The sequence below is a fragment of the Streptomyces sp. 891-h genome (assembly GCF_022760275.1).
Classification (GTDB): domain Bacteria; phylum Actinomycetota; class Actinomycetes; order Streptomycetales; family Streptomycetaceae; genus Streptomyces; species Streptomyces spirodelae.
On the sequence record NZ_CP050693.1, the window covers coordinates 7,223,415 to 7,244,393 of the forward strand.

Sequence of the window (20,979 nt, forward strand, 5' to 3'; positions counted from 1 at the left end):
GAGGCTCCCGGGGCCGCTCAGTCAGCCGCGCAGGCCGGGCAAGTTCACGTCGCTGAGAAGAGATCGCCCGCGGCGAGGTGCAGGTGCACTGCGTGGCGGTTACGCCGAGGCGAGCCGCGGCCCTGCGGATCATGCTGCGCGCCGTACCACTGTTCCCGGGTCGATATCCGAACCGCGTGTCGAATCGTCTGTGGCTGATCACCTTGGTGCCGGGTCATCCAGCAAACCCGTACCCAGTTCATTCTTGAACCCAGTACGGTTATTGTGAATGCATGGCAGGGCTTCGAGAGCGGAAGAAGGAACAGACCAGGCAGCGGATCGCCGCGGTGGCGTTGCGGCTGTTCAGTGAGCGCGGTTTCGACAATGTGACGGTCAACGAGATCGCCGAGGCAGCCGAGGTGGCCAAGGCGACGCTCTTCGCGTACTTCCCGACCAAGGAGTCACTCGTCCTGCAGGGTGTGAGCGGCGACGACCTGGCCGGGATCGTGGCCCGGCGGCCGGCCGGGCAGACGTTCCTGGAGGCCCTGCGAGCGCATCATCGCGAGCTCGCCGCCGGACAGCTGCCGCAGCCGGACCTGGACGCGCTGCTCGCCCGCGTCCGTGTGATCCACGACAGCCCGGCATTGCAGGCGGCGGCGAACAGTCTGCTCTACCAGCAACGCCAGGCGCTGGCACAGGTCCTGGCCGAGGAGTACGGCCCCACGCCGGCCGCGCTCATGGCAGCCCAGATCGCCGCATCCCTGCTCACCCTCCAGGAGACCTACTTCCAGCGACTGCTGGGCGACACCACCCCCACGGACGCCGGCCGCGCTCTGGCGAAGGACGTCGAACTGGCCTTCGACCTGCTGGAGCATGGACTCGACCACACAGAAGGCCACTGACGTGCGCGCACGAGGCATCAACTACGACACCGGCACCTTCCCCGGCCACCTCCTCACCCGGAAGACCTTCGACGCCGAACAGGTCAGGCGTGAGATGACGACCCTCGCCGACGACCTGCACTGCGACGCCGTGCGCATCTCCGGCCGCGACCCCGAGCGACTGGGCACCGCCGCACGGCATGCCGCGGACGCCGGTCTTGAAGTGTGGTTCTCCCCGTTCCCTGTCGACCTTCGTTCCGAGGAAATCCTGGCGCTGTTCGCCGACTGCGCGCAGCGCGCCGAAGCTCTGCGGCAGGACGGCGCACAGGTGGTGTTCGTCGCCGGCTGCGAGGTCAGTGCCTTCGGCCACGGCTTCCTTCCCGGCGACACCTACCGCGACCGGCTCCACGCCATGGCCACCGCCGACCTGCAATGGTGGACCTCCCTCGGGCCGGTCCCCGAACGCCTCAACGCCTTCCTCGCCGAAGCCGCCACGACTGTTCGCGCGCACTTCGGCGGGAGGGTCACCTACGCTTCCGGCCCGTGGGAGCCGGTCGACTGGGCCCCGTTCGACCTGCTGGGCATCGACGCCTACCGAACCGCGCAGAACGCCGACACGTTCCGCACCGACCTGCGCGAGTCCCTCTCCCACGGCAAGCCGGTCGCCATCACCGAGTACGGCACGTGCGCCTACCGAGGCGCGGGTGACCTCGGCGGCATGGCCTGGCAGCCACCACAGGAAGCGGTCCCGGACGAGGACGAGCAAGTGCGCCACTTCAACGAACTGCTCGACATCTTCGAAGAAGAAGGCGTGGACACCGCACTGTGGTTCTCCTTCGCCAACTATGACAAGCCCGGCGACCGCGACATCGCCTCATACGGCGTCGTGCGCATGCTCGACGAGGCCCGCTGGGAACCGAAGAGGGTCTTCCACGCCATGAGCACCAGATATCAACGGCCGAAGGGCCGCTCCCGGCCCAACAGCGGCCGCGCCGACTGACAGCGAGCTCCCGAGCGTCCCGGCCTCCTCGTGCCCAGCGGCGCGTACCGGATGGTGTCTCCTGTACTCCCGGGGACGGCTTCCCGTGTCCGGCGGCGCGCGGTGTCACCGGTCCCGGTCCGTCGTTATGCGTGGACGGGACCACGGAACGGGGGAGAGCCGTGCCAGTGAGAGGATGCGAGCGTGTTGGCAACAAGCAGTGACATCGAGAAGGCAGCCGGGGTGCTGCGCGCCGGAGGCCTCGTAGCCCTGCCGACCGAGACCGTCTACGGGCTGGGCGCCAATGCCGAGGATCCCGCCGCGGTCAGCCGGATCTTCCAGGCCAAGGGCCGCCCGCCCTCCCACCCGCTGATCGTCCACATCGACGGCGGGGAGCAGCTGGGGGACTGGGTCGAGGAGGTGCCGGCGGCTGTGCGCACGTTGGCTGAACACTTCTGGCCCGGGCCGCTGACGCTGGTCCTGCGGCGTGGGCGCCGGGTGCCCCTTGAGGCGACGGGTGGCCTGGAGACGGTGGCCGTGCGCGTGCCCGCCCACCCCGTGGCACTCGAGTTGCTGTCGGCGTTCGGCGGTGGTGTGACGGCCCCGTCCGCCAACCGCTTCGGCTCGGTCAGCCCCACCACGGCGGACCACGTCCGTGCGGAGCTCGGTGACGCCGTCGATTTCGTGCTGGACGGCGGCCCCTGCGAGGTCGGCGTCGAGTCGACCATCGTCGACGCCACCGGCGACACCCCGAGCATCCTCCGGCCCGGCGGGGTGACACGCGAAGACCTCGAGGCGGTGCTGGGGCGCCCGCTCGCTGTCCCCTCGACGAGCCGCGTGCGGGTGCCGGGCCAGCATCCGTCGCACTACGCGCCGCAGGCGCGGGTCGTCCTCGTAGAGCCGGAGAAGGTCGTCGCCGAAGCCGGGCGCGAGCAGGAGCTGGGCCACCGGGTGGGCGTCCTGCTTCCCCGCTCCTGCGCCGACGCCCCCGTGAAGGCGCACGCGGTGGTGGAGGTTCCCGCTTCGACGGCTGCCTACGCGCGCGGGCTGTACGGCTTCCTGCGCGAGCTCGACCAGCGGGGATGCGACCTCATTGTCGCCTCCCTGCCGGCGGAGGAGGGGCTGGGGCTGGCGATCGCCAACCGGCTCCGGCGTGCCGCGGGACCCCGGCACGCCGTGTGACCCAGCGCCGACCGCCCGGCATCACGAAGCCGTGTCGGCGGGCACCTCCAGGCCACGGGATGTGACGACCTGGGCCGTTCCGTCGGCCAGGCGGTAGGACAGCCCCACAACCCCCACCCGGCCGGCTTCGACCGCCTCGGCCAGTGCGCGGGAGCGCTCCAGCAGCATGCCGACGGTGTGCCGGACGTGCTCGGCGATGAAGTCGGCGCCCTCGGTGTGCCCGGCGGCGCGAGTGGCCAGCACGCTGGGGGTGACCCGCTCGATCACATCCTGCACGTAGCCGCCCGCCGGTGTGCCGTCCTCCACAGCGGCGCGGGTCGCGGCGACCGCGCCGCACGCATCGTGGCCGAGCACCACCACCAGCGGGGCGCCGAGCACGCTCACCCCGTACTCGACGCTGCCCAGCACCTCCGGCCCCGCGACGTGGCCTGCGGTGCGGACGACGAACAGGTCTCCCAGCCCCCGGTCGAAGATGATCTCGGCGGCGAGGCGGGAGTCGGAGCAGCCGAAGAGCACCGCGAACGGGTTCTGCGCCGGTACGAGCTCGGTACGGCGAGCAGCGTCCTGGTTCGGGTGCTCAGGCGCCCCGGCGACGAACCGCTGGTTGCCGGCCAGCAGCATCTCGAAGGCTTCCCTGGGTGTGAGTGTCTCTCTGTCGATCATAGGTAGCAGACTACGACCGGACCCCGGGCACAGGGCTGCCAGGTCAGGCCGTAGCTGCTGTTCAGGGGGTGGAGAGGCGGCGGCTTGTCCCAAATATCCGAACGCATGTGTCCAGTGGGCCCGGGCCGACTGCGCGCCTTCCGGCAGGGCGGGAAGGCGCTATGCGGTGGCGGGGGAGGCGGTCAGCGCGCCGAGCGTCATCGGGGCATCGCGGCGGCTGACGATGATGAGAACCGGCTGCTCGCCGTCCAGGCACTCGATGACGACGTAGTCGAGCTTGTAGGAGTAGTCGTGCTTGTAGGAGCGGTACCAGGCGTCGATGTCGTCGGGCCGCACAGCTCTCAGGCGCTGAACGGTCAGCGTCTCCGGCAACTCCCTGCGGGCCACACGACCGGTGGGGTCAGGCGTGGTCGCCGGGCGCCCGTCGCCTATCACCAGATACGCGAATCCCTCCACGCTGTAGGGGACGTCCCCCAGCACGGTCGCGTCCACGCAACGCCTCTCCGCGGGAACGAGGGGGACGATGTCACTGGTGTCCGCGGCACGTCGCTCGCGCCGCCGCAGCCCCCAAGCGCACAGCGCGCCGAGGCCCGTGGCGGGCGGGATACCGGCGGCGGTGACCAGGCAGGCCGTCTGCACGCTGTCGGTGACCATGGCACTGGCCATGCCGACACAGCTCGTGACGGTGGCCGTCACCATCCCCACGGTGACCGGCCAGGCGTCGGCGAAGGCCGCGGTGGGGTGACGGTAGCGCAGCCACCAGCCGATCATGAGCAGGCCGAGTCCGAAGGGCAGCGTCAGCAGACCGAAGGCGAGCGGGAGCCGCCAGTCGTCAGCCGGCGACGCCTTGGTCTCCTGGGCGGCGGCCCCGAACCGCACAGTGCGGATCTCACCCCGCCAGCGCGTCACCTCGATCTCGTCCCCGGCACGCACGGCGCTGTACACCGGAGCCGACCCGGTCATCCGCACCCGCTGCACGTGGCCGGAGCCCTTCTCGGTGAGCAGCAGCCAGTAGTGGACGCTCCTGCCGCTCGACTCCTTCCGCGTGCCGTCGACGGTGGCGGGGACAGTCGTCCTGCAGGAGTCCGACCGGCGGTCGGCCGGACAGGACGGCGCGGAAACGTACTCGCGGTTCTTCGCCAGCGCGACCGGCACGGCGGCGAGCAGTCCCGCTCCGACCGACGCAAGGAGCAGACCGATGAGGACAGGGGGCAGCGCCTTCCTGGACTTCCCCCGCTTCGTCGGCTGAGCCGCGCTCCCCGACCCGCCATGCCTTCCCGGCTCGCCCGCGCCCGGCTCTCTCGCAGCCCGTCCCGCCATCCGCGCCGCCCCCTCCTGCTGCCGGCTCCGGCCGCAGCCGTCGCTGTTCCTTCACATTCTGCCCTCGCGTCTCCTCCCGGTTCACGGGGGAGTCAGCCGCTCACAGCGCTACTCGGACCGGGCCGTCGCAGCGCTGCTGACACCGCACCGTTTGTGCCCGGCTGACCGTGGCACCGCCGGAGGTGGCCGGACGTGTACCTAGTGCTGGTGGGCCGCCGTCGCGAGGTGCCCCTCGATGAGGTCGCGCAGCTGGGAACGGGCGGTGATGCCCAGTTTGGGAAAGCTGCGGTAGAGGTGCGAACTGACCGTGCGCGGGGAGAGGAAGAGCTTCTCGCCGATCTCACGGTTGGTCAGCCCGCGGGCGGCGAGCCGGACGATCTGCTGCTGCTGCGGGGAGAGTCCGGCGAGCGCGTCGGGGGCCGCGTCCGTGACGTCGAGGCCGGCGGCGCGCGATTCGGCCCGGGCACGTTCGATCCACGGGCGTGCGCCCAAGCGACGGAAGACCTCCAGGGCCTCGGTGAGCGGCCCACGCGCCTCCGCGATGCGCCGACGGCGCCGCAGCCACTCGGCGAGGTCGAGCAGGGTCTGTGCACGTTCGAAGGGCCAGTACTCCAGGCCCGGATCAGCCAGAGCCGCCCGGAAGTGCGGTTCGGCGTCCTCGGGGTCCGCGAGAAGGCCACGGGCTCGGCTGATCAGCGCACGCAAACGAGGTGAGGTGTTCTCCGCAAGCGCGGTTGCCGAGCGCTCCACGATCGCGGCAGCCTCCTCGTGGCGGCCGCAGCGCACAGCGGCGGCGGCCAGATCCGCGAGTGCCGGGTAGGAGGCGTGGTAATGCACGGGCGCGCCGTCTGCCGTGAAGACCATGCGGAGTCGGCCGTACGCGGTCCCGTACGCCCCTTCCGCGGCCGCCGCGGCACCGAGCGCTCGGTGGGCGTAGACGGCGACCGAGCGGCTTTCCAGCGGATCGACCAGAGCGAGCGCTTCCTCGGCCCGGGTGCGGGCCGAGGACACCTCGCCCTGGAAGGCCAGCAGGGTGGCCTCCACGGTTGCCGCACAGGCCACGGCGTGGTCGAGGCCGGTCGCCCGGCCGACCGCGGTGATGCGGGCGCAGGCCTCGCGGGCCTGTTCCCACCGTCCTCGCTCCACGTAGGCCCAGGCGACCGCGCCGCCCAGCCCCTCGGGCAGCGCGCCCTGCAGTTCCCAGCGGTCGAATGCCTCGTCGAAGGCGCGGACGGCCTGTGGGGTCTCGTCCAGGAGCCACGCCATGATCCCGGCGGCGGTGAGCCGCTCCGGCCGGCCTTCCGCCTCGGCAGCCAGCCGCGGCAGCAGGGAGACGAGTTGGCCCCAGTCGTCGAAGGGGTCCGACACGGCCCGCACCCAAGTGCGCAAGCCTGCGTGCGAAGCGTTCGCTTGAAGGCGGCGCAGGATGTCCCGGATGCGGTGGCGCTGGGCGTCCTCTCCGGAGTAGAAGCGGACCACGGCGGCACCGGCCAGGAGTTCCAGCCCGGCCGCGGGCTGGGAGACCGCCAGCTCCTCGGCCGCGTCGGCCAGCCGGGAGAAGACCCTGAGGTGGCGCCCGGCCAGGACCGCCAGCCGTCCGGCCTGCACGGTGGCGGAGGCCAGTAGAGCTGCGTCATCCGTGCGCGCTCGTACCGCGGCGACCAGTTCCTCGACCCAGGCGAGGTCCCCGGTGAACACAGCCGCCGCGGCGGCTTCGACCAGCAGCCGGGCACTCTCCTCGCGCTGGGGTGCGAGTTCCGCCGCGCGCTGCAGGGCACGGGCCGCCGCCGCGTGGCCGCCGCGGCGGCGGGCCCGTCCGGCGGTCCGCTCCAGCTCCGCCGACACGGCCGCGTCCGGGTGCGGGCAGGCGGCTGCACGATGCCAGGCACTCCGGTCCGGCTCGTCCCGCAGCATCGTGGCGAGCGAGAGGTGAGCCTCGCGCCGGGCGCCCGAGGAGGCTGCGTGGTACACGGCTGACCGGACCAGCGGGTGGCGGAACTGGACGCCCCGGCCGGTCCGCCGCACCAGCCCGGCCTGCTCGGCCGGAATCCAGGCCGCGTCCTCGGCACACGGCAGCCTCGCCGAGACGGCGATCGTCCAGTCGGCGCTGTCCATGGCGGCCAGGAGCAGCAGAGCCCGCGCGGTGGAGGCGGGGAGGCTGTTCAGGCGGGCGGCGAAGATCCGCTCCAGGCGATCGGGGAACGGAAGCGGACCCGCGGACGGCGGCCCCGCAGCCCTCTCCTGTGTTGAGGCCGTCCTCGTCAGTTCCACCAGTGCCAGCGGGTTGCCGCCTGCCTGGTCGAGAATCCGCGCTCTGATACGGCCGGTGGGGCTCTTCGGCCGCAGGTCCAGCAGTTGATTGGCCGCGTCGTCGTCGAGCGGCTCCAGGGTGAGCGTCGGCGTATGACGGTCGAATCCGGGAACGCGATCGCTGTCACGGGCCCCGATCAGCATCGTGACCGGTTCACCTTCCAGTCGTCTGGCGGCGAAGGACAGCGCATCCAGGGAAGCACGGTCGAACCAATGAGCATCGTCCAGCACCACGAGCACGGGATGGTGGTCGCCCAAGCCTGACAACAGGCTCAGGACGGCGACCCCGATCAGCATGAGATCGGGTCCCGACGTGGCCGACCCCTCGCCGAAGGCGTCCCGCAGCGCAGCGCGCTGCCTCTCCGGCAGTCCGTCCACCCCGGCCAGGACCGGCCGCAGCAACTGATGCAGCGCGGAGAACGCGAGGCTCGACTCCGACTCGCTCCCTGTGGCAAGCAGTACGCGAGCGCCGCCGGCCTCAGCCCGGCGCGCCGCTTGATCCAGCAGCGCGCTCTTGCCCGCCCCCACCTCACCGACCAGCATCAGCACCGGGTCGGCCGCCACCGAGTCCACCGCACGGAAGAGGCGTGCCAATTCCGCGCCCCGGCCGACGAGCAGCTCCCGGGAATCCGGCTCGGACTCCCGGGCCGCACCGCGGTCGCATGTGTGCTCGCCCACGGAGTCTCCCGGAATTGTGCCTTTCGAGACCGGAGTCGCTTCGCCCTGGCCACGTACAGGCTACAAGCGCCCGCGTCCAGTGCCGTGTCCACTGCCTGGAGCCAGCGCAGGGCCCCGGCGCCCGGCCATGCGCACAGGTGCAGTCACGTTACGGATACCGCGTGCGCCGAGCCCGCTCGTACGGTTCCAGGAAAATCTCCGCCTTTCCGAGGACCTCACATGGACCAAATCACGCTCGGCAACGTCACCATTACTCGGGTATGGGAATACTTCGGCCCCGTCGAAATGGCCCCCGACGCCTTCTTCCCCGATAGCCCTCAGGAGGTGTGGAGCGGCGGCGCCTCATGGCTGGCTCCGCATTTCCTCGATTCCGAGACCAATATCGTCAATTCTGCTGTCCAGACCTGGCTGCTGCGCAGCGGAGGCAAGACCGTCCTGGTCGACACCGGCGTGGGCAACTACAAGGACCGCCCGTACGCGCCGGTCTGGAACCGCCTCGAAACAGGTTTCCTGGCCAATCTCGCACGCGCCGGCGTTGAGCCCGAAGACGTGGACATCGTGATCAACACACATCTCCACATCGATCACGTCGGCTGGAACACGTATCTGGACGGCCGGGAATGGGTACCCACTTTCCCCAACGCGACCTATCTGATGCCGAAGGAAGACTTCGACTTCTGGAATCCGGAGAACGAGTACAAACCGCTGCTCGGCCGGGGTAACCAGAACGTCTTCGAGGACAGCGTGGCCCCGGTGCACCAGGCCGGCCAGACATTGCTGTGGGAAGACAGCCACCGGATCGACGCCGACCTCCGCCTCGACGCGGCTCCCGGGCACACCCCCGGCTCCTCCGTGCTGACCCTCACCTCTGGGACGGACCGCGCCGTGTTCGTCGGGGACATGCTGCACAGTCCCGTGCAGATCCTCGAGCCCGACTCCAACAGCTGCTTCTGCGAGGACCCCGCAGCCGCCCGCGCCACCCGCCGCAAGGTGCTGGGCTGGGCGGCCGACAACAACGCACTCGTGGTCCCGGCGCATCTGGGCGGTCACGGCGCAGCCGAAGTGGCCCGCGAGGGAGAGCGGTTCGCCATCAAGGGCTGGGCTCCCTTCGCCCCGTACCCCGAGCAGGCCTGAGTCCCAACGGAAGACCTGACTTCCACGGAGAGACACGAGACATGAGCAACCAACCCCAACCCGTCGTGACCACGGAGCAGGGAGCCGTCCGCGGGCTGCGTCAGGGCGACACAGCCGTCTTCCGCGACATCCCTTACGCCGCCCCGCCCCGCGGCGCCGGCCGATTCGCGCTGCCCCAGCCGCACGAGCGGTGGGACGGCATACGGGACGCCACCGCACCCGGTCCCAACGCACCGCAGTCCGAGCGCAAGCTCGGCAGCATCGACATGTCCCCGTACTTCGGTACCGGTTGGAGCCGTGGCGAGGACTACCTCACCGTGAACGTCTGGACGCCCGCCGGCGCGGCCGCGGGCGGCGACCTGCCGGTCATGGTGTTCGTCCACGGCGGCGGATTCGTCGCCGGTTCGACGCGGTCCGAGCTGTACGACGGTTCCGCCTTCGCCCGCGACGGCGTCCTCCTCGTCACCCTCAACTACCGGCTCGGCATCGCCGGGTTCCTCGACCTCCCCGGAGTGCCCCCCAATCGCGGGCTGCTCGACGTTGTCGCCGCGCTGCGATGGGTGCGGGAGAACATCGCCGCCTTCGGCGGTGACCCGCACAACGTCACCCTCTTCGGCCAGTCGGCGGGGGCGACCATCGTCGGCGGCGTCCTCGCCACCCCGGAAGCCGCCGGCCTCTTCCGGCGGGCGATCGTCCAGAGCGGCAGCGGCACGGGGGCGTTCACCACCGAGCAGGCCGCCCGCGTCACCAGGGCAGCAGCGGAGGTCCTCGGCATCGAGCCCCGGGCCGACGCTTTCGCGGACCTCTCCGACGACCGTCTGGTCGAGGCCGCCCTCCGGCTCGCGGGTATCGACCTGCGGACCGAGACGCACCACGACCCGCTGATCGGACTCAGCCCTTTCAGCCTGGTGCTGGAGACGCAGCCCGCCGAATCCGTCGCCGTCGGCCTCAGCGGCGACGTCGACCTGCTCATCGGGACCAACACCGAAGAGGGCAACCTCTATCTGGTCCCGGTGGGCAAGTACGCCACATCGACCACCGCTGACGTCGAGGACGTGGCTGCGCGCTCACACTCGGACCCGGCGCGACTTGTCGAGACGTACCGGAAGGCACGCCCCGAGGCGTCGTTCGGCGAGCTGCGCTCCGCCATCTTGGGCGACGCGCTGTTCGGCGCGGGCAGCTGGGCCTTGGCCGGCGCGCATGCCTCCCACGTTGGATCCGCCACCTACGCCTACGAGTTCGCCTGGCGCTCCCACGCCCTCGGGGGAGAGCTCGGCGCCACCCACGCGGTCGAGCTGCCCTTCGTCTTCGACGTGGCCCACCTTCCACAACTGCACGGAATCGACGCCCTGCTCGGCCCTGACAAGCCCCCCGCCGATCTCGCCGCCCGCATGCACCAGACATGGGTCAGGTTCGCGAGCACCGGCAACCCCGGCTGGGACCCGTACGACGAGGAGCGCCGGGCCACGATGCGGATCGGCGCCGAGTGGACCCAGGTCGACGACCCCCGCAGAGAGGAACGACAGGCCTGGCGCTGACCCTCCGGCGCCGTTCTGACCGCAGCCCGTTCAGCGAGCCGGAAGGGCGGGCCCCGGTCGGTGAGTGCCCCACTTACCGACCGGGCCGGCTGCCGGGGGACGGGGCCCACGCTGCTGCCGCGCCACGGCCCGGCCAGCGGCTTCATCCGGGGGCAGCGGGGAGCGCGTCCGTCCCATCCGTTCGGCCAGGAACGGCAGCACCACAGCGGCCATCTCGACCGGGACTTCCTCGGCGAGGTCGTGTCCTGCCTCGAAGACGTGTGCGGTCACGTCGTGTGCCACGGCCCGCATCATCTCCTCGTTCCGGTCGCCGATGAAGGCCGAACCGCCGAGTGCCAGCACGGGGATGTGCAGCTTCTTCTGCGAGGCCTTCCGGTTCTGCTCCGCGTCCACCAGCATCGCGCGGTAGATCGCCAGCATCGCCCGGATTCCCCCGGGCATGGAGTAGCAGCGCACATACTCCTCGACGGCGTCGGGAGTGGCCGTGTCCGGATAGCTGCGCTCGTTTTTGATCATGTAGCTGATCAGCTCGCGTTCGTGCCCGGCGATCAGCATTTCGGGGACGTCCGGCTGGAAGTAGAAGCCCAGATGCCACAGATGCATCCCGCTGCTCACGTTCTCGCCGGTGAGGGCCGTGTGTTCCTCGAAGCCGAAGCCGGGAAGCAGTGCCTCGGCGAAGACCAGCGCCCGCACGCGGTCACGGTGGCGGGCGGCGAGCTGGTAGCCGATCACCGCTCCCCAGTCCTCGCCGAGGACTGCGTAGGTCTCGTGTCCGAGACGGGACATCAGCGCGGCGATGTCCTCGCTCATCGTCGCGGAGTCGTAGCCGTCCGCAGGGCGGGCCGAGTCGCCCAGACCGCGCAGATCCGGCGCGACGACCGTGTACCGCGCGGTGAGCTTCGGGATCAGGTGACGCCAGTGATAGCTGGTCTTGGGCACACCGTGCAGCAGCACAAGCGCCGGACCGGAGCCGCCCGTCCTGTAGTGCAGGCTCGTTCCATTGACGTTGGCGCGGTCTGTGCGGAGGGGCTGCCCGCGGTGGTCGGAGATCATTTCCTGCTTTCCCTTTCTTGGACTCTCGTGCGGTGGTGGGAGGTGAGCTCTTTCGAGACTGGCCAGTCTAGAAAGAGGGCGTGCTGCTCCCACCGCCTGGTCTGACCCGTCTTTCGACGGGTGGGGTGGTCAGTCCTTGCCGGTGCGGGAGGGGGCGCCGAGCATCGACATCGCCGACGTGATCGCTGTGCGGATGCGGTCGCTCTGGCTCTCGCCTGCCCGTGCGAGCACCTTCAGGCCGTGGTTGAGCCCGGCCAGCATGGTCGCCGCCGACTTGGGGTCGACATCGGGCGCCAGCTCACCCTCGGCGCGCGCCCGGAGGAGGGCGCCGTAGAGTGCCGTCTCCAGGCGACTGACATTGTCCGCGGTGCGCCGCGAGATCTCGGGGTCGGTGTCACCGTGCTCCACGGTGGCGTTGACCGCGAAACACCCCGCGGGCGTGTCCCCCTTCGGGGGCACCGCGCTGGTCTCCAGCAGGTCGCGGACCGAATCCAGCGCGGATTCACGGGAGGCCAGGATGTCGGCGGGGGTCGGCCCCGCGGCGCCGGAGAGGAACCGGTCGAGGGCGGCCAGGTACAGCGCGTGCTTGGACCCGAAGGTTCCGTACAGACTGGCCCGCGCGATACCCAGCTCGTTCGTCAGGTCGCTGGTGGATGTCCCCTCGTAGCCCTTGCGCCAGAACAAGCGCATCGCCGCGTCCAGGGCGGCGTCCGGGTCGAATTCCTTGGTTCGCGCCATGTCGGAACCGTACGGCTTTCGAGACTGGACAGTCAAATATCGGCCCCTGTGCAGTGCGGTGGCATCGCCTCTGGCCGGCTCGGACCTGGGCGGTGCCGGCCGGGGGTGGGCTCAGGTGTCGTCAGGGATGCGCTGCCGTGCGTCGTGAGCGGGACCGCTCGCGGCGCGTTCGGCGTACGAGGTCGGCTGCCGCGTCCGGCCAGGCGCCGTGGTCGAAGGTGAACCCGGCGTCGGTCAGCCGTCCGGGCACTACGCGGCGGCTCTTGAGGAGGAGTTCGGTGTCGGTGCGGAGAACGAAGGCACCGATTTCGGCCATCCACCGCGTGGCGGGCAGGCCGACCGGCATGCCCCAGGCGCCGCGCAGCGCGCGCATGAACTCCCGCTGCGGCAGCGGGTCGGGAGCCGCGAGGTTGACCGGCCCGGTGATGTCGTCGCGCGCGATCAGGAACTCCACGGCGCGAACGAGGTCACGGTCGTGGATCCAGGACACGTACTGCGCGCCGCCCGCGACCGGTCCGCCGAGGCCGAGCCGCGTCAGCCACAGCAAGTAGTCGAAGACGCCACCGCGGTCCGGGCTCATCACCATCGCCGCCCGCAAGGCCACCTTGCGCGTGTGCGGCGTCGCGGCCCGCTCCTGTTCCCGCTCCCAGTTCCGCGCGATCCGGACGCTGTAGGCCCAGTAGTCGGGGACGCCGGGTTCGTCTCCGCCGATCGCCCCGGTGGCCTCGTCGTTCGGCGCGTCGAAGCGGTGGGCGTACAGGGTGGCGGTGCTCATCTGGAGCCAGACGGAGGGCGGCTTGCGGGCGGCGGCGATCGCCTCGCCCACGACCCGTGCGGAGTCCACGCGCGAGTCCATCATGGCGCGGAGGTTCTCGTCGGTGTAGCGGCAGCTGACGCTGCGTCCCGCAAGGTTGATCACGACGTCACTGCCGTCGACCGCCTCCGCCCATGGGCCCAGCGTCCGGCCGTCCCACTGGACTTCGCCGTCCCGCACCGGGCGTCTGGTCAGAACCACGGCCTCGTGGCCCGCTGCGGTCAGCGCTCGGCGCAGCACGCCGCCCACCTGACCGGTCCCTCCCGGCAGCACGACCTTCACTGGCCCTCCCCCTCACCGTGACGTCTCACGTCGTAGAGCGAGCGTACGACCCGCCCGAACGGGCGCGGCGTGTGGCATGGCCGTCGGCCGGGCAAGTCGACGCCGGTGGCTCGCCGCGTGGGGCGTACCGCCTTCGTGGCCGGACCGACCCTTCCCGGCGGCGCGCATACCGCTCCAGGGCCGGGGGCGCGCATACGGCACGCATACCGCTCCCGGCGGAGCGCATACCGCGGAAGTTGAGGCCGGGTTCGAACCGGTGGGTGACGACGGCCGGTCGCGTCGGCCGTAGCTTTCCGTGCAGGGAGGGGACAGATGACCGACAGCGCCTATGAAGAGGCACAGCGCACCGTGCGGCGCATTCAGCGTCTTTCGGACGACTGCTGGCACGCGTTGGACGCTTCCGTGAGTGCCATGGACGACGAAGCCTGGGTCGGCCCCGTCGCGCGGCGGTTCCATGACGCCGTACGGGCCGACCAGCGCGAGTTGCAGGCCCAGCTCGCCAAGGCGGTCAGGGACGCCCAGGAGAAGCTCGCTGCGATGCCGGGGAAGCCATGACCCATCCGGTGGGCAATCCGAACTTCTCCGGTGCCAAGATGCCGGCCTTCGACACCCTGGTGAGCCGGCACGCGCGCGCCGCGTTCCTGCTCGAACAGCTCGCCGGGGATCTGTGGGAAGAGCTGAACAGGATGCGCGTCGACACCTCACCCGCCTCGCGTGTTCGCACCCTCGCCCAGCGCGTGCGTACCCAGACGACGGAGTTGCAGACACGCCAGACCCGGGTGCACCACATGCAGAAGACCGGGGACGGCGCCCAGTTGTGCACCGTCGAGGGCACCTTCTGGAAGCTGCCCGAGGAGGCCGTTCCCACACCGGTGCCGGGCCAGCCGCCCCCCACCGATCCGGTGGAACTGTCCATCGAGCTGTGGGACGCCAACCTGCTGCCCCGCGCGGGCCGGCTGCGCCCCGACGGCACCCCGTTCTCGCCCAAGGAGGACGCCGTCCTCAGCTGGATCGCCGCACACCGCGAGAGCATCATCGCGGAGGCCCGGAAGTGGAACATCTCCCCTCAGGCGATTGCCGCCGCGATCGCCTGGGAGGCGATGGAGAACGTGAAGGGGATCCCCACCGGCATGCTCGCCGGGACCGGTGTCGGCACCGAGGTGAAGAACGCGTCGTTCGGCCCTGGCAAGGTCCATGTCGACTTCCCGCTCGTCAACCAGATCGAGAACCGGGGCTATCTGCCCCGCAGAGCAGTGTGGGAGCGCGAGAAGATACTCAAGAGCGACGAGGGATCGATCCGGTACATCGCCGCGATCATGGGCGCCTACTCCAAGGTGACCGATGACAAGGCGAAAGGGCACTACAACATCCGCTACGACGTGCCGATGCTCACCCAGCTGTACCAGGGGAGCGACCTGGAACAGTGGGAAGCGGCGCTGGCCAAGAGAAAAGCGAGCAACGACTGGGGCAAGCTCGACCCGCAGAACCCGATGGCCCTCTGGTCCCAGCGCAATCAGGCCTTCCTCGACGCCGCTCTGCCCAAGGACCCCTGGAAAGTGGACCCCGAGCCGGCGACCCCGGTACGGCCTCCCGGCCCGCCCGCCCCGCCGTCCAGCCCCTCGCCCACCCCCGTGCCGCGGACCGGCCCCAGCCCCACACCACCTTGGAACAACTGATGGAGCCGCCGTCCCGCCTGCCCGTCCTCAACGGCTTCGACGCCCGGGCGTGCGGTCAGGTCTCGCCGAAGGTCCGCCGGTAGGCGCCAGGAGTGGTGCCGAAGTGCGTACGGAAATGTCGGCGAAGGCTGACCGCCGAGGCGAGTCCGACCCGGGCGGCGATGGTTTCGACCGGCAGGCTGGTCTGCTCCAGCAGTACCCGTGCCGCGTCGAGGCGCCGGCCGAGCAGCCACTGGCCGGGGCTGGTGCCGAGCTGTTCGGTGAACCGCCGGGCGAGGGTCCGGCTGGACAGCCCGGCGCGGGCGGCGAGGCGATCGAGAGTCAGCCGGGTGTCGAGCCGGGAGGTGGCCCACTCCAGCAGCGGCGCCAGTGACTCGTCCGCCTTGGCCGGAACCGGCCGGGTGGCGTACTGGAGCTGGTTGCCCTCCCGGTGCGGCGGCAGGACCATGTTCCGCGCGATCTGGGCGGCGTAGGCGGCACCGTGGTCGGCACGCACCAGATGCAGACACAGGTCGATGCCCGCTCCGGTTCCGGCGCTCGTCGCCACGTCGCCGTGGTCCACGAAGAGCACATCGGAGTCCACTCGCACCTTGGGAAAGGCGGCGGCGAGTCGCGCGCTGCTGCGCCAGTGGGTGGTGGCGCGGCGACCGTCGAGCAGTCCGGCCGCAGCGAGGACGAAGGCCCCCGTGCAGATGGCGACGATCCTCGCTCCGCGCTGGTGGGCGGCCCGCAGCGCGTCGGTGACGGTCGACGGCACAGGTCCGCCGGGCGGCTGCCAGCCGGGGACGACCACGGTGTCCGCCTCCTGCAGGGCCGCGAGATCAGCCTCGACGAGCATCGTGTAACCGACAGTGGTCCGCAGGGGCCCGGGGCGCTCGGCACAGACCTGGAAGCTGTAGCGCGTCGGCACGTCGTGCACCACCGAGCCGAAGACCTCGGCGGCACAGGCGAGCTCGAAGGGTGACTGGGGCGGATTGAGAAGTGCCACCACTCGGTGAAGACGCATGGCAGGAATATACCCATGGGTGTCTTTCTGGACTCTCGGACGGGAGGCCGGCTCCGGTCACAGTGGTCCCATGAGTGAAACCACCGAGACGGGAGCGTCGCGGACCGAAGTCCGGGTCGACGGTGAACCTGCCAGCTACCTGACCGCAGGGCAGGGCGGTCCGCCCGTCCTGCTGCTCCACGGCACGTACTGGAGCCGGGTCTGGCTGCCCGTGCTGGACCACCTCGCTGATGCGGGACTGCGACCCCTCGCGGTCGACCTCCCCGGCCTCGGGCGCTCGGGAGGCGAGCTCACCGCGGAAACGGCCACGGTCCCGGCCCTTGCGGAATGGGTAGTGCGATTCGCGTCCGCATTGGAGCTCTCCGGACCGGTCGCCGTGGCCGGCCATGACATCGGCGGCGCCATCGCCCAGCATCTCCTCGTCCACGACCGGCTGGAGGTGACCCGGCTGGCCTTGGTCAACTCGGTCCTCTACGACTCCTGGCCGGCGCCCCACGTGGCCCGGTTCCGGGGTCCGGAGGCCACTGCCGAGGACGTGCTCGCCGCCCGTCGGCAGGCGGTGACGGCGTCGCTGGCGGGTGCCGCCACCGAGCAGCGGGTCGCGGAGTACGTGGATCCATGGACCGATGCGCGGGTACGCCGCTCCTGGAGGGCGATGGCGGCCGCGGCCGACAGCCGCTACACCCTTGAGCTCGTTCCCGCGCTGCGGCGGTCCACAGCTCCCAAGTTGCTGATCTGGGGCGAGGACGACGGGCACGAGAAGGTCGAGTACGCCGAGCGGTTCGCCGCGGAGATCCCGCACACCACGCTCATACGCATCCCGGACGCGGACCACATCCCCACCGAGAACGCGCCGGGCAGGATCGCCGGAGCCCTCACCGACTTCTTCACGGCGCGGTCTGGGTGATACGCCACAGACGGCGGGGCAGTTCGCCCTCCTCGAAGGCGTGGACTTCGTTGAGGGTCCAGCTTTCGGCGAGGGCGTCGACCAGGCGGCGGGGGAAGAAGTGCACCGCGAAGCCGCCGTGCTCGTAGATGTCGTCTCCGTGTGCCGTGCCGGTGCCGTAGTGGGCGTCGCCGGTGTGCCGGACGGTGTACACGAAGGTGCCCCCGGGCCGTAGCACGCGGCGGACCTCATCGACCACCGCGTGGATCTCCCCGGTCGACAGGGCCATGCACAGCAGCATGTGCGCGAAGACGCCATCGACCGACGTGTCCGGGAGCGGCAGCGGCTCCCGCACGTCGTGCACCACGGTGGTCACCCGGTCGGCGATCCCCTGGTCGCGGGCGGCCTGCTGGAGCTGTTCCAGGCCGGTGGCGGAGAAGTCGGTGGCCTGGACGGTGAAGCCTTCGCGGGCGAAGAACAGGGTGTCGCGGCCGTGCCCGGCACCGAGCTCCAGGATGTGCTCCGCTCCGGCTGCCCGGAAGGCGGCGCGGGCGTGGCGAGCGGGTGCGCTGGGCTGCTGCCCGTACATGTCCGGGTGGGCGTCGTAGGTGTGCTGCCAGTGCTCTCGCTGGACGTCGGCCAGTTCCCGCTCGGGGTCGTCGCCCACCCTCTCCCGCCCTTCTTCGCACCTGGGGCAGGAATCCTAACCCTGATGCCCCGACGCCCCGGGGCGGACGAACCGAGCCGTCGGAACCCTCACACCATGACCGCGCCCGCCTCCAGCGCGAGCCGCTTCCCCTCGAACCGCCCCCGCAGCGCCCGGTCGTGCGTCACCAGTACCACCGCCCCCGGGTACCCGACCAGGGCCTCCTCCAGTTCCTCGACCAGGGCGGGGGAGACATGGTTCGTCGGCTCGTCCAGGAGGAGCAGGTCGGCGGGGTCCGAGACCAGGCGGGCCAGGTCGATGCGTCGGCGTTGGCCGTACGAGAGGTCACCGACGCACAGGTGCAGTTCCGCCGGGCGGAAGAGACCGAGACGGAGCAGGGCTTCGGCGTGGTCGTCGGCAGAGCCGGGCCGGCCCAGCGCGAAGGCCTCCGCCACCGTCAGCCTCGGCGGCCACGGCGTCTCGCCCTGGCGCAGATGGCCGACCGTGCCCGGCACGCGTACCGAGCCCTCGTCCGGCCGCAGCTCACCGGCCAGCAGCCGGATCAGGGTGGTCTTGCCCGCGCCGTTGGGGCCGGTCACCAGCAGCCGGTCGGTGGGGCCGAGGATGAGCGAGTCCAGGCGGAGCCGGTTCCTTACCCGTACCCCGGTGAGCTCGGTGGCTTCGCCGGACTCGGCCGCAGTGCGGATGCGGGCTGTGAAGGCCAGCGGGTCGGCAGGCGGAGTCACCGGGTTCGCCGTCAGGCGCTCGACGCGCTCGCGGGCGTTGCGGACGCGTACCATCGCGCCGTGCGCGCGGCCGCGTGCACGGAAGCCGCCGTGGCCGAAGTTGGCCAGCGGCATCTTGCGCGGAATGCCGTCGAGGCGGGCGGCGCCGCTCGCTGCCAGCCGCTCGCTGCGGGCCAACTCCGCGCGCCACTCCTCGTACTCCCGCAGTCGACGGCGACGGTCGGCGGCCTTGGCGGCCCGGTACCCGGCGTAGCCGTCTCCGTAGCGTGTGATCCTTCCCGCGTCGGCCTCCAGGATCGTGGTGGTCAGACGCTGGAGGAAGACGCGGTCGTGCGTGACGGCGAGCACCGTCCCGCGGTGGGCCCGCAGTTGCTCCTCCAGCCAGGCGACGGCCTCGTCGTCCAGGTCGTTCGTCGGCTCGTCGAGCAGCAGCAGTTCCGGGCGGCCTGCCAGGACCGCGGCCAGGGAGAGGCGGGAGCGCTCGCCGCCGGAGAGCGTGCCGAGGCGGCGATCGCGGGGCAGCGCGGGCAGGCCGAGGTGGTACAGCGCCGTGTCCACACGGTGGTCCGCGCCGTAGCCGCCCCGGGCCTCGTAGCGCTCGAGAAGGGCGGCGTACGTGTCGAGGCCGCCCCCGTCGCCAAGTGTCTGCTCGACCCGGTGCAGCTCCGCCTCCAGGGCGCGGAGATCCGCGAGCGACAGGTCGATGGCCTCTTGAACGGTGGCGGTCGGTGGGAGCGGGAGGATCTGCGGCAGGTAGCCGATGCCGCCGGCGGCGGTCACGGTCAACTCGCCGTCGTCCGGGCGCTCCTGTCCCGCGATGAGCTTGAGGAGCGTGGACTTGCCGGAGCCGTTGTCGCCGATGAGTCCGGCCTTCTCGCCTGGCTTGAGGGCAAACGAGACCTGGTCGAGGACGGTGCGGCCGGTGTAGCGCTTGGTGACGCCGCGAAGGGTGAGCTGTGAGGTGCGCATGGGTCGGTCCCTCCTGGCCCGGGACAGGCCGGAATGAAGCGGATGACTGCACGGCGGGGCGCGACGACGGCGGAGCGGTGCTCTACGCGGTCGGCGCCAGCTGACTCACAGGGAACCCATGGGCACGAAGGTACGGCAGGGCCGGGGATTTGGCAAGACGAAACGTCTCGCCTCGCCCATTCGCTGTTGTGGGCCCCAGGGGTGCACCACCGCCTCTGTCTCCTCGAGGCCCCGGACCCGATCGCTGTGACCGATGGCGCGGTGGGCGTCCTCTGGTCTCGCTACGTTGCGCGGCGCCTTCCGCTCGGATGCGGCTGCGTCGATAGACTGCTCACGGTCGCCGCACCAGGTCAGCCGGATGCCCGACCCGAAGACGCAGAACAGCCTGCCCAGGTCGAGAAGGGGCGCGGAAGTCCAGGTACCGCATGTTCGTCGCCGTTGTCGTCGCGCTCGCTGCGGGTGCCTGCTTCGCGCTGGCCGGTGTGCTCCAGCAGCGTTCGGCCGGCGTACGGCCGGACCGGGAGTGGATGTCATGGCAGCTGTTGTGGCATCTGGTGCGGCAGCCCATGTGGCTGTGCGGTATCGGACTCGCTGTCCTTGCCTATGGCTTCCAGTCCCTGGCGCTGGCTTTCGGGCCGCTCAGCCTCGTGCAGCCGCTGATCGTCTGCGAACTGGTGTTCGCCGTCCCGCTGTCGGCGCGTCTGTGCCGGACACGACTGGGGGCCAGGGAGTGGTTCGGCACGCTCGCTGTGACGGCGGGTCTGGCGACGGCCCTGGTCACCGCTCGTCCGCACGGCGGTGATCCGGCGGTGGCCGACCTCGGCCGGTGGGCGACGGCCCTCGGCGCGGTCGCTGCCACGGTGGCCGGTGCTCTGCTGGCCCGTCGGTTCGTGTCCCCAGTCTGGCGTGCGTCCTGCATGGCGCTGGCGGGCGGTGCGGTGATGGGATTTCAGTCGGTGTTGCTCGCCGCCACTGTCGCCCGCATGGAGCAGGGTGCCGGCCCGGTTTTCTCAGCCTGGCAGACCTACCTGCTGGTGGTCGCCAGCATCGCGGGACTGCTGCTCATCCAGAGCGCCTTCCAGGAAGGTCCGCTGGCTGCCACAGTCACCGTCATCGATACGGCCGAACCTCTCGTCGCCGTGGTGGTCGGCACCGCCCTGTTCGGCGAAGCGCTCGACATCGGCTGGCCGGTGACCGCGCTCACCGTGGTGGGGGTGGCTGCCACCGTTGTCGGCATCGTGTGTCTGGACACCTCTGCGGTGGTGGCGGCATTGCACGAGCAGCAGGCGGCACAACGACGAGCGTCCTCCGTGTCGGAGGAGGCCCGGGGTACTGGCCGGCAGCGGTGAGCCGCTGACGCCGCGCACAGATGACTCCCCATACCCTCTCAGGACAGCGGCTCGCACTTGCGTAAGCCTTCAGATCGACTCCCGGGTACGACCTGGTCCGAGTCGGGTACCCCTGGACCATGCCCTTCCTCCGGCGCGCACCGTTGGGTC

Annotated in this window: 17 protein-coding genes and 1 pseudogene; 9 read left to right on the forward strand and 9 right to left on the reverse strand. The window is 70.9% G+C overall.

Translation table 11 applies throughout. The features are described from left to right. Positions 1-272: 272 nt before the first annotated feature. The 3 genes from HC362_RS32070 (at position 273) to HC362_RS32080 (ending at position 3,021) form a co-directional block, all read left to right on the forward strand. Entirely contained in the window at positions 273-881 is a 609-nt protein-coding gene (locus tag HC362_RS32070) for a TetR family transcriptional regulator (RefSeq protein ID WP_243087856.1), read from the forward strand. Between the two features lies 1 nt (position 882). Then, complete coding sequence (locus HC362_RS32075; protein ID WP_243088905.1) at positions 883-1,860, forward strand: hypothetical protein; 978 nt, start codon at positions 883-885, stop codon at positions 1,858-1,860. A 183-nt stretch (positions 1,861-2,043) separates the two neighbouring features. Beyond that, positions 2,044-3,021 (forward strand): L-threonylcarbamoyladenylate synthase, encoded by a 978-nt coding sequence (locus tag HC362_RS32080; RefSeq protein WP_243087857.1) that lies wholly within the window; start codon positions 2,044-2,046, stop codon positions 3,019-3,021. A 21-nt stretch (positions 3,022-3,042) separates the two neighbouring features. Here HC362_RS32080 and HC362_RS32085 read toward each other — a convergent pair whose 3' ends face one another. The 3 genes from HC362_RS32085 to HC362_RS32095 form a co-directional block, all read right to left on the reverse strand. Further along, on the reverse strand, positions 3,043-3,684 hold the full coding sequence (locus HC362_RS32085; protein WP_243087858.1) for a carbonic anhydrase: 642 nt from the start codon (positions 3,682-3,684) through the stop codon (positions 3,043-3,045). A gap of 159 nt (positions 3,685-3,843) precedes the next feature. After that, positions 3,844-5,004, reverse strand: coding sequence for a hypothetical protein (locus tag HC362_RS32090; RefSeq protein ID WP_243087859.1), 1,161 nt, complete (start codon positions 5,002-5,004; stop codon positions 3,844-3,846). A gap of 198 nt (positions 5,005-5,202) precedes the next feature. Further along, positions 5,203-7,992 (reverse strand): LuxR family transcriptional regulator, encoded by a 2,790-nt coding sequence (locus HC362_RS32095; RefSeq protein WP_243087860.1) that lies wholly within the window; start codon positions 7,990-7,992, stop codon positions 5,203-5,205. A gap of 219 nt (positions 7,993-8,211) precedes the next feature. Here HC362_RS32095 and HC362_RS32100 point away from each other — a divergent pair, with 219 nt between their 5' ends. Both HC362_RS32100 and HC362_RS32105 read left to right on the forward strand, forming a co-directional pair. Then, positions 8,212-9,126, forward strand: coding sequence for an MBL fold metallo-hydrolase (locus HC362_RS32100; RefSeq protein WP_243087861.1), 915 nt, complete (start codon positions 8,212-8,214; stop codon positions 9,124-9,126). Positions 9,127-9,167: 41 nt separating this feature from the next. Continuing rightward, complete coding sequence (locus HC362_RS32105) at positions 9,168-10,664, forward strand: carboxylesterase family protein (protein WP_243087862.1); 1,497 nt, start codon at positions 9,168-9,170, stop codon at positions 10,662-10,664. Between the two features lie 177 nt (positions 10,665-10,841). On the opposite strand, the pseudogene HC362_RS32110 reads toward HC362_RS32105, so the two are convergent. The 3 genes and pseudogenes from HC362_RS32110 to HC362_RS32120 form a co-directional block, all read right to left on the reverse strand. Continuing rightward, a pseudogene (locus HC362_RS32110) lies at positions 10,842-11,717 on the reverse strand (alpha/beta fold hydrolase); the annotation flags it as partial. A 129-nt stretch (positions 11,718-11,846) separates the two neighbouring features. Then, complete coding sequence (locus HC362_RS32115; protein ID WP_243087863.1) at positions 11,847-12,455, reverse strand: TetR/AcrR family transcriptional regulator; 609 nt, start codon at positions 12,453-12,455, stop codon at positions 11,847-11,849. Positions 12,456-12,576: 121 nt separating this feature from the next. Then, complete coding sequence (locus HC362_RS32120; protein WP_243087864.1) at positions 12,577-13,551, reverse strand: DUF1731 domain-containing protein; 975 nt, start codon at positions 13,549-13,551, stop codon at positions 12,577-12,579. Positions 13,552-13,863: 312 nt separating this feature from the next. Here HC362_RS32120 and HC362_RS32125 point away from each other — a divergent pair, with 312 nt between their 5' ends. Both HC362_RS32125 and HC362_RS32130 read left to right on the forward strand, forming a co-directional pair. Next, on the forward strand, positions 13,864-14,106 hold the full coding sequence (locus HC362_RS32125; protein WP_243087865.1) for a hypothetical protein: 243 nt from the start codon (positions 13,864-13,866) through the stop codon (positions 14,104-14,106). Continuing rightward, positions 14,103-15,227, forward strand: coding sequence for a hypothetical protein (locus HC362_RS32130; RefSeq protein ID WP_243087866.1), 1,125 nt, complete (start codon positions 14,103-14,105; stop codon positions 15,225-15,227). Before HC362_RS32125 ends, HC362_RS32130 begins: the two co-directional genes overlap by 4 nt. A 55-nt stretch (positions 15,228-15,282) precedes the next feature. Here HC362_RS32130 and HC362_RS32135 read toward each other — a convergent pair whose 3' ends face one another. Next, complete coding sequence (locus tag HC362_RS32135; RefSeq protein WP_243087867.1) at positions 15,283-16,233, reverse strand: helix-turn-helix domain-containing protein; 951 nt, start codon at positions 16,231-16,233, stop codon at positions 15,283-15,285. Positions 16,234-16,303: 70 nt separating this feature from the next. On the opposite strand from HC362_RS32135, the gene HC362_RS32140 reads away from it, so the two are divergent. Continuing rightward, positions 16,304-17,140: an alpha/beta hydrolase gene (locus HC362_RS32140; protein WP_243087868.1), complete on the forward strand. Its 837-nt coding sequence runs from the start codon at positions 16,304-16,306 to the stop codon at positions 17,138-17,140. Here HC362_RS32140 and HC362_RS32145 read toward each other — a convergent pair. Further along, on the reverse strand, positions 17,121-17,786 hold the full coding sequence (locus HC362_RS32145) for a class I SAM-dependent methyltransferase (protein WP_243087869.1): 666 nt from the start codon (positions 17,784-17,786) through the stop codon (positions 17,121-17,123). The two genes, HC362_RS32140 and HC362_RS32145, sit on opposite strands and share 20 nt — an antisense overlap. 89 nt (positions 17,787-17,875) lie before the next feature. After that, positions 17,876-19,480 carry a TlrC/CarA/OleB/SrmB family ABC-F type ribosomal protection protein gene (locus HC362_RS32150; RefSeq protein ID WP_243087870.1) on the reverse strand — a complete coding sequence of 535 codons (1,605 nt, stop codon included), beginning with the start codon at positions 19,478-19,480 and terminating at the stop codon, positions 17,876-17,878. A gap of 425 nt (positions 19,481-19,905) precedes the next feature. On the opposite strand from HC362_RS32150, the gene HC362_RS32155 reads away from it, so the two are divergent. Next, positions 19,906-20,829, forward strand: a complete 924-nt coding sequence (locus HC362_RS32155; RefSeq protein WP_243087871.1) for a DMT family transporter — start codon at positions 19,906-19,908, stop codon at positions 20,827-20,829. Positions 20,830-20,979 lie beyond the last annotated feature (150 nt).

What these genes read in the sequence shown, in the direction of transcription:
- HC362_RS32100 (WP_243087861.1), top strand. Translation starts at nt 8,212, where the DNA reads ATGGACCAAATCACGCTCGGCAACGTCACCATTACTCGGGTATGGGAA.
- HC362_RS32150 (WP_243087870.1), bottom strand. Translation starts at nt 19,480, where the DNA reads ATGCGCACCTCACAGCTCACCCTTCGCGGCGTCACCAAGCGCTACACC.
- HC362_RS32155 (WP_243087871.1), top strand. Translation starts at nt 19,906, where the DNA reads ATGTTCGTCGCCGTTGTCGTCGCGCTCGCTGCGGGTGCCTGCTTCGCG.
- HC362_RS32115 (WP_243087863.1), bottom strand. Translation starts at nt 12,455, where the DNA reads ATGGCGCGAACCAAGGAATTCGACCCGGACGCCGCCCTGGACGCGGCG.
- HC362_RS32125 (WP_243087865.1), top strand. Translation starts at nt 13,864, where the DNA reads ATGACCGACAGCGCCTATGAAGAGGCACAGCGCACCGTGCGGCGCATT.
- HC362_RS32105 (WP_243087862.1), top strand. Translation starts at nt 9,168, where the DNA reads ATGAGCAACCAACCCCAACCCGTCGTGACCACGGAGCAGGGAGCCGTC.
- HC362_RS32135 (WP_243087867.1), bottom strand. Translation starts at nt 16,233, where the DNA reads ATGCGTCTTCACCGAGTGGTGGCACTTCTCAATCCGCCCCAGTCACCC.
- HC362_RS32070 (WP_243087856.1), top strand. Translation starts at nt 273, where the DNA reads ATGGCAGGGCTTCGAGAGCGGAAGAAGGAACAGACCAGGCAGCGGATC.
- HC362_RS32085 (WP_243087858.1), bottom strand. Translation starts at nt 3,684, where the DNA reads ATGATCGACAGAGAGACACTCACACCCAGGGAAGCCTTCGAGATGCTG.
- HC362_RS32140 (WP_243087868.1), top strand. Translation starts at nt 16,304, where the DNA reads ATGAGTGAAACCACCGAGACGGGAGCGTCGCGGACCGAAGTCCGGGTC.
- HC362_RS32130 (WP_243087866.1), top strand. Translation starts at nt 14,103, where the DNA reads ATGACCCATCCGGTGGGCAATCCGAACTTCTCCGGTGCCAAGATGCCG.
- HC362_RS32090 (WP_243087859.1), bottom strand. Translation starts at nt 5,004, where the DNA reads ATGGCGGGACGGGCTGCGAGAGAGCCGGGCGCGGGCGAGCCGGGAAGG.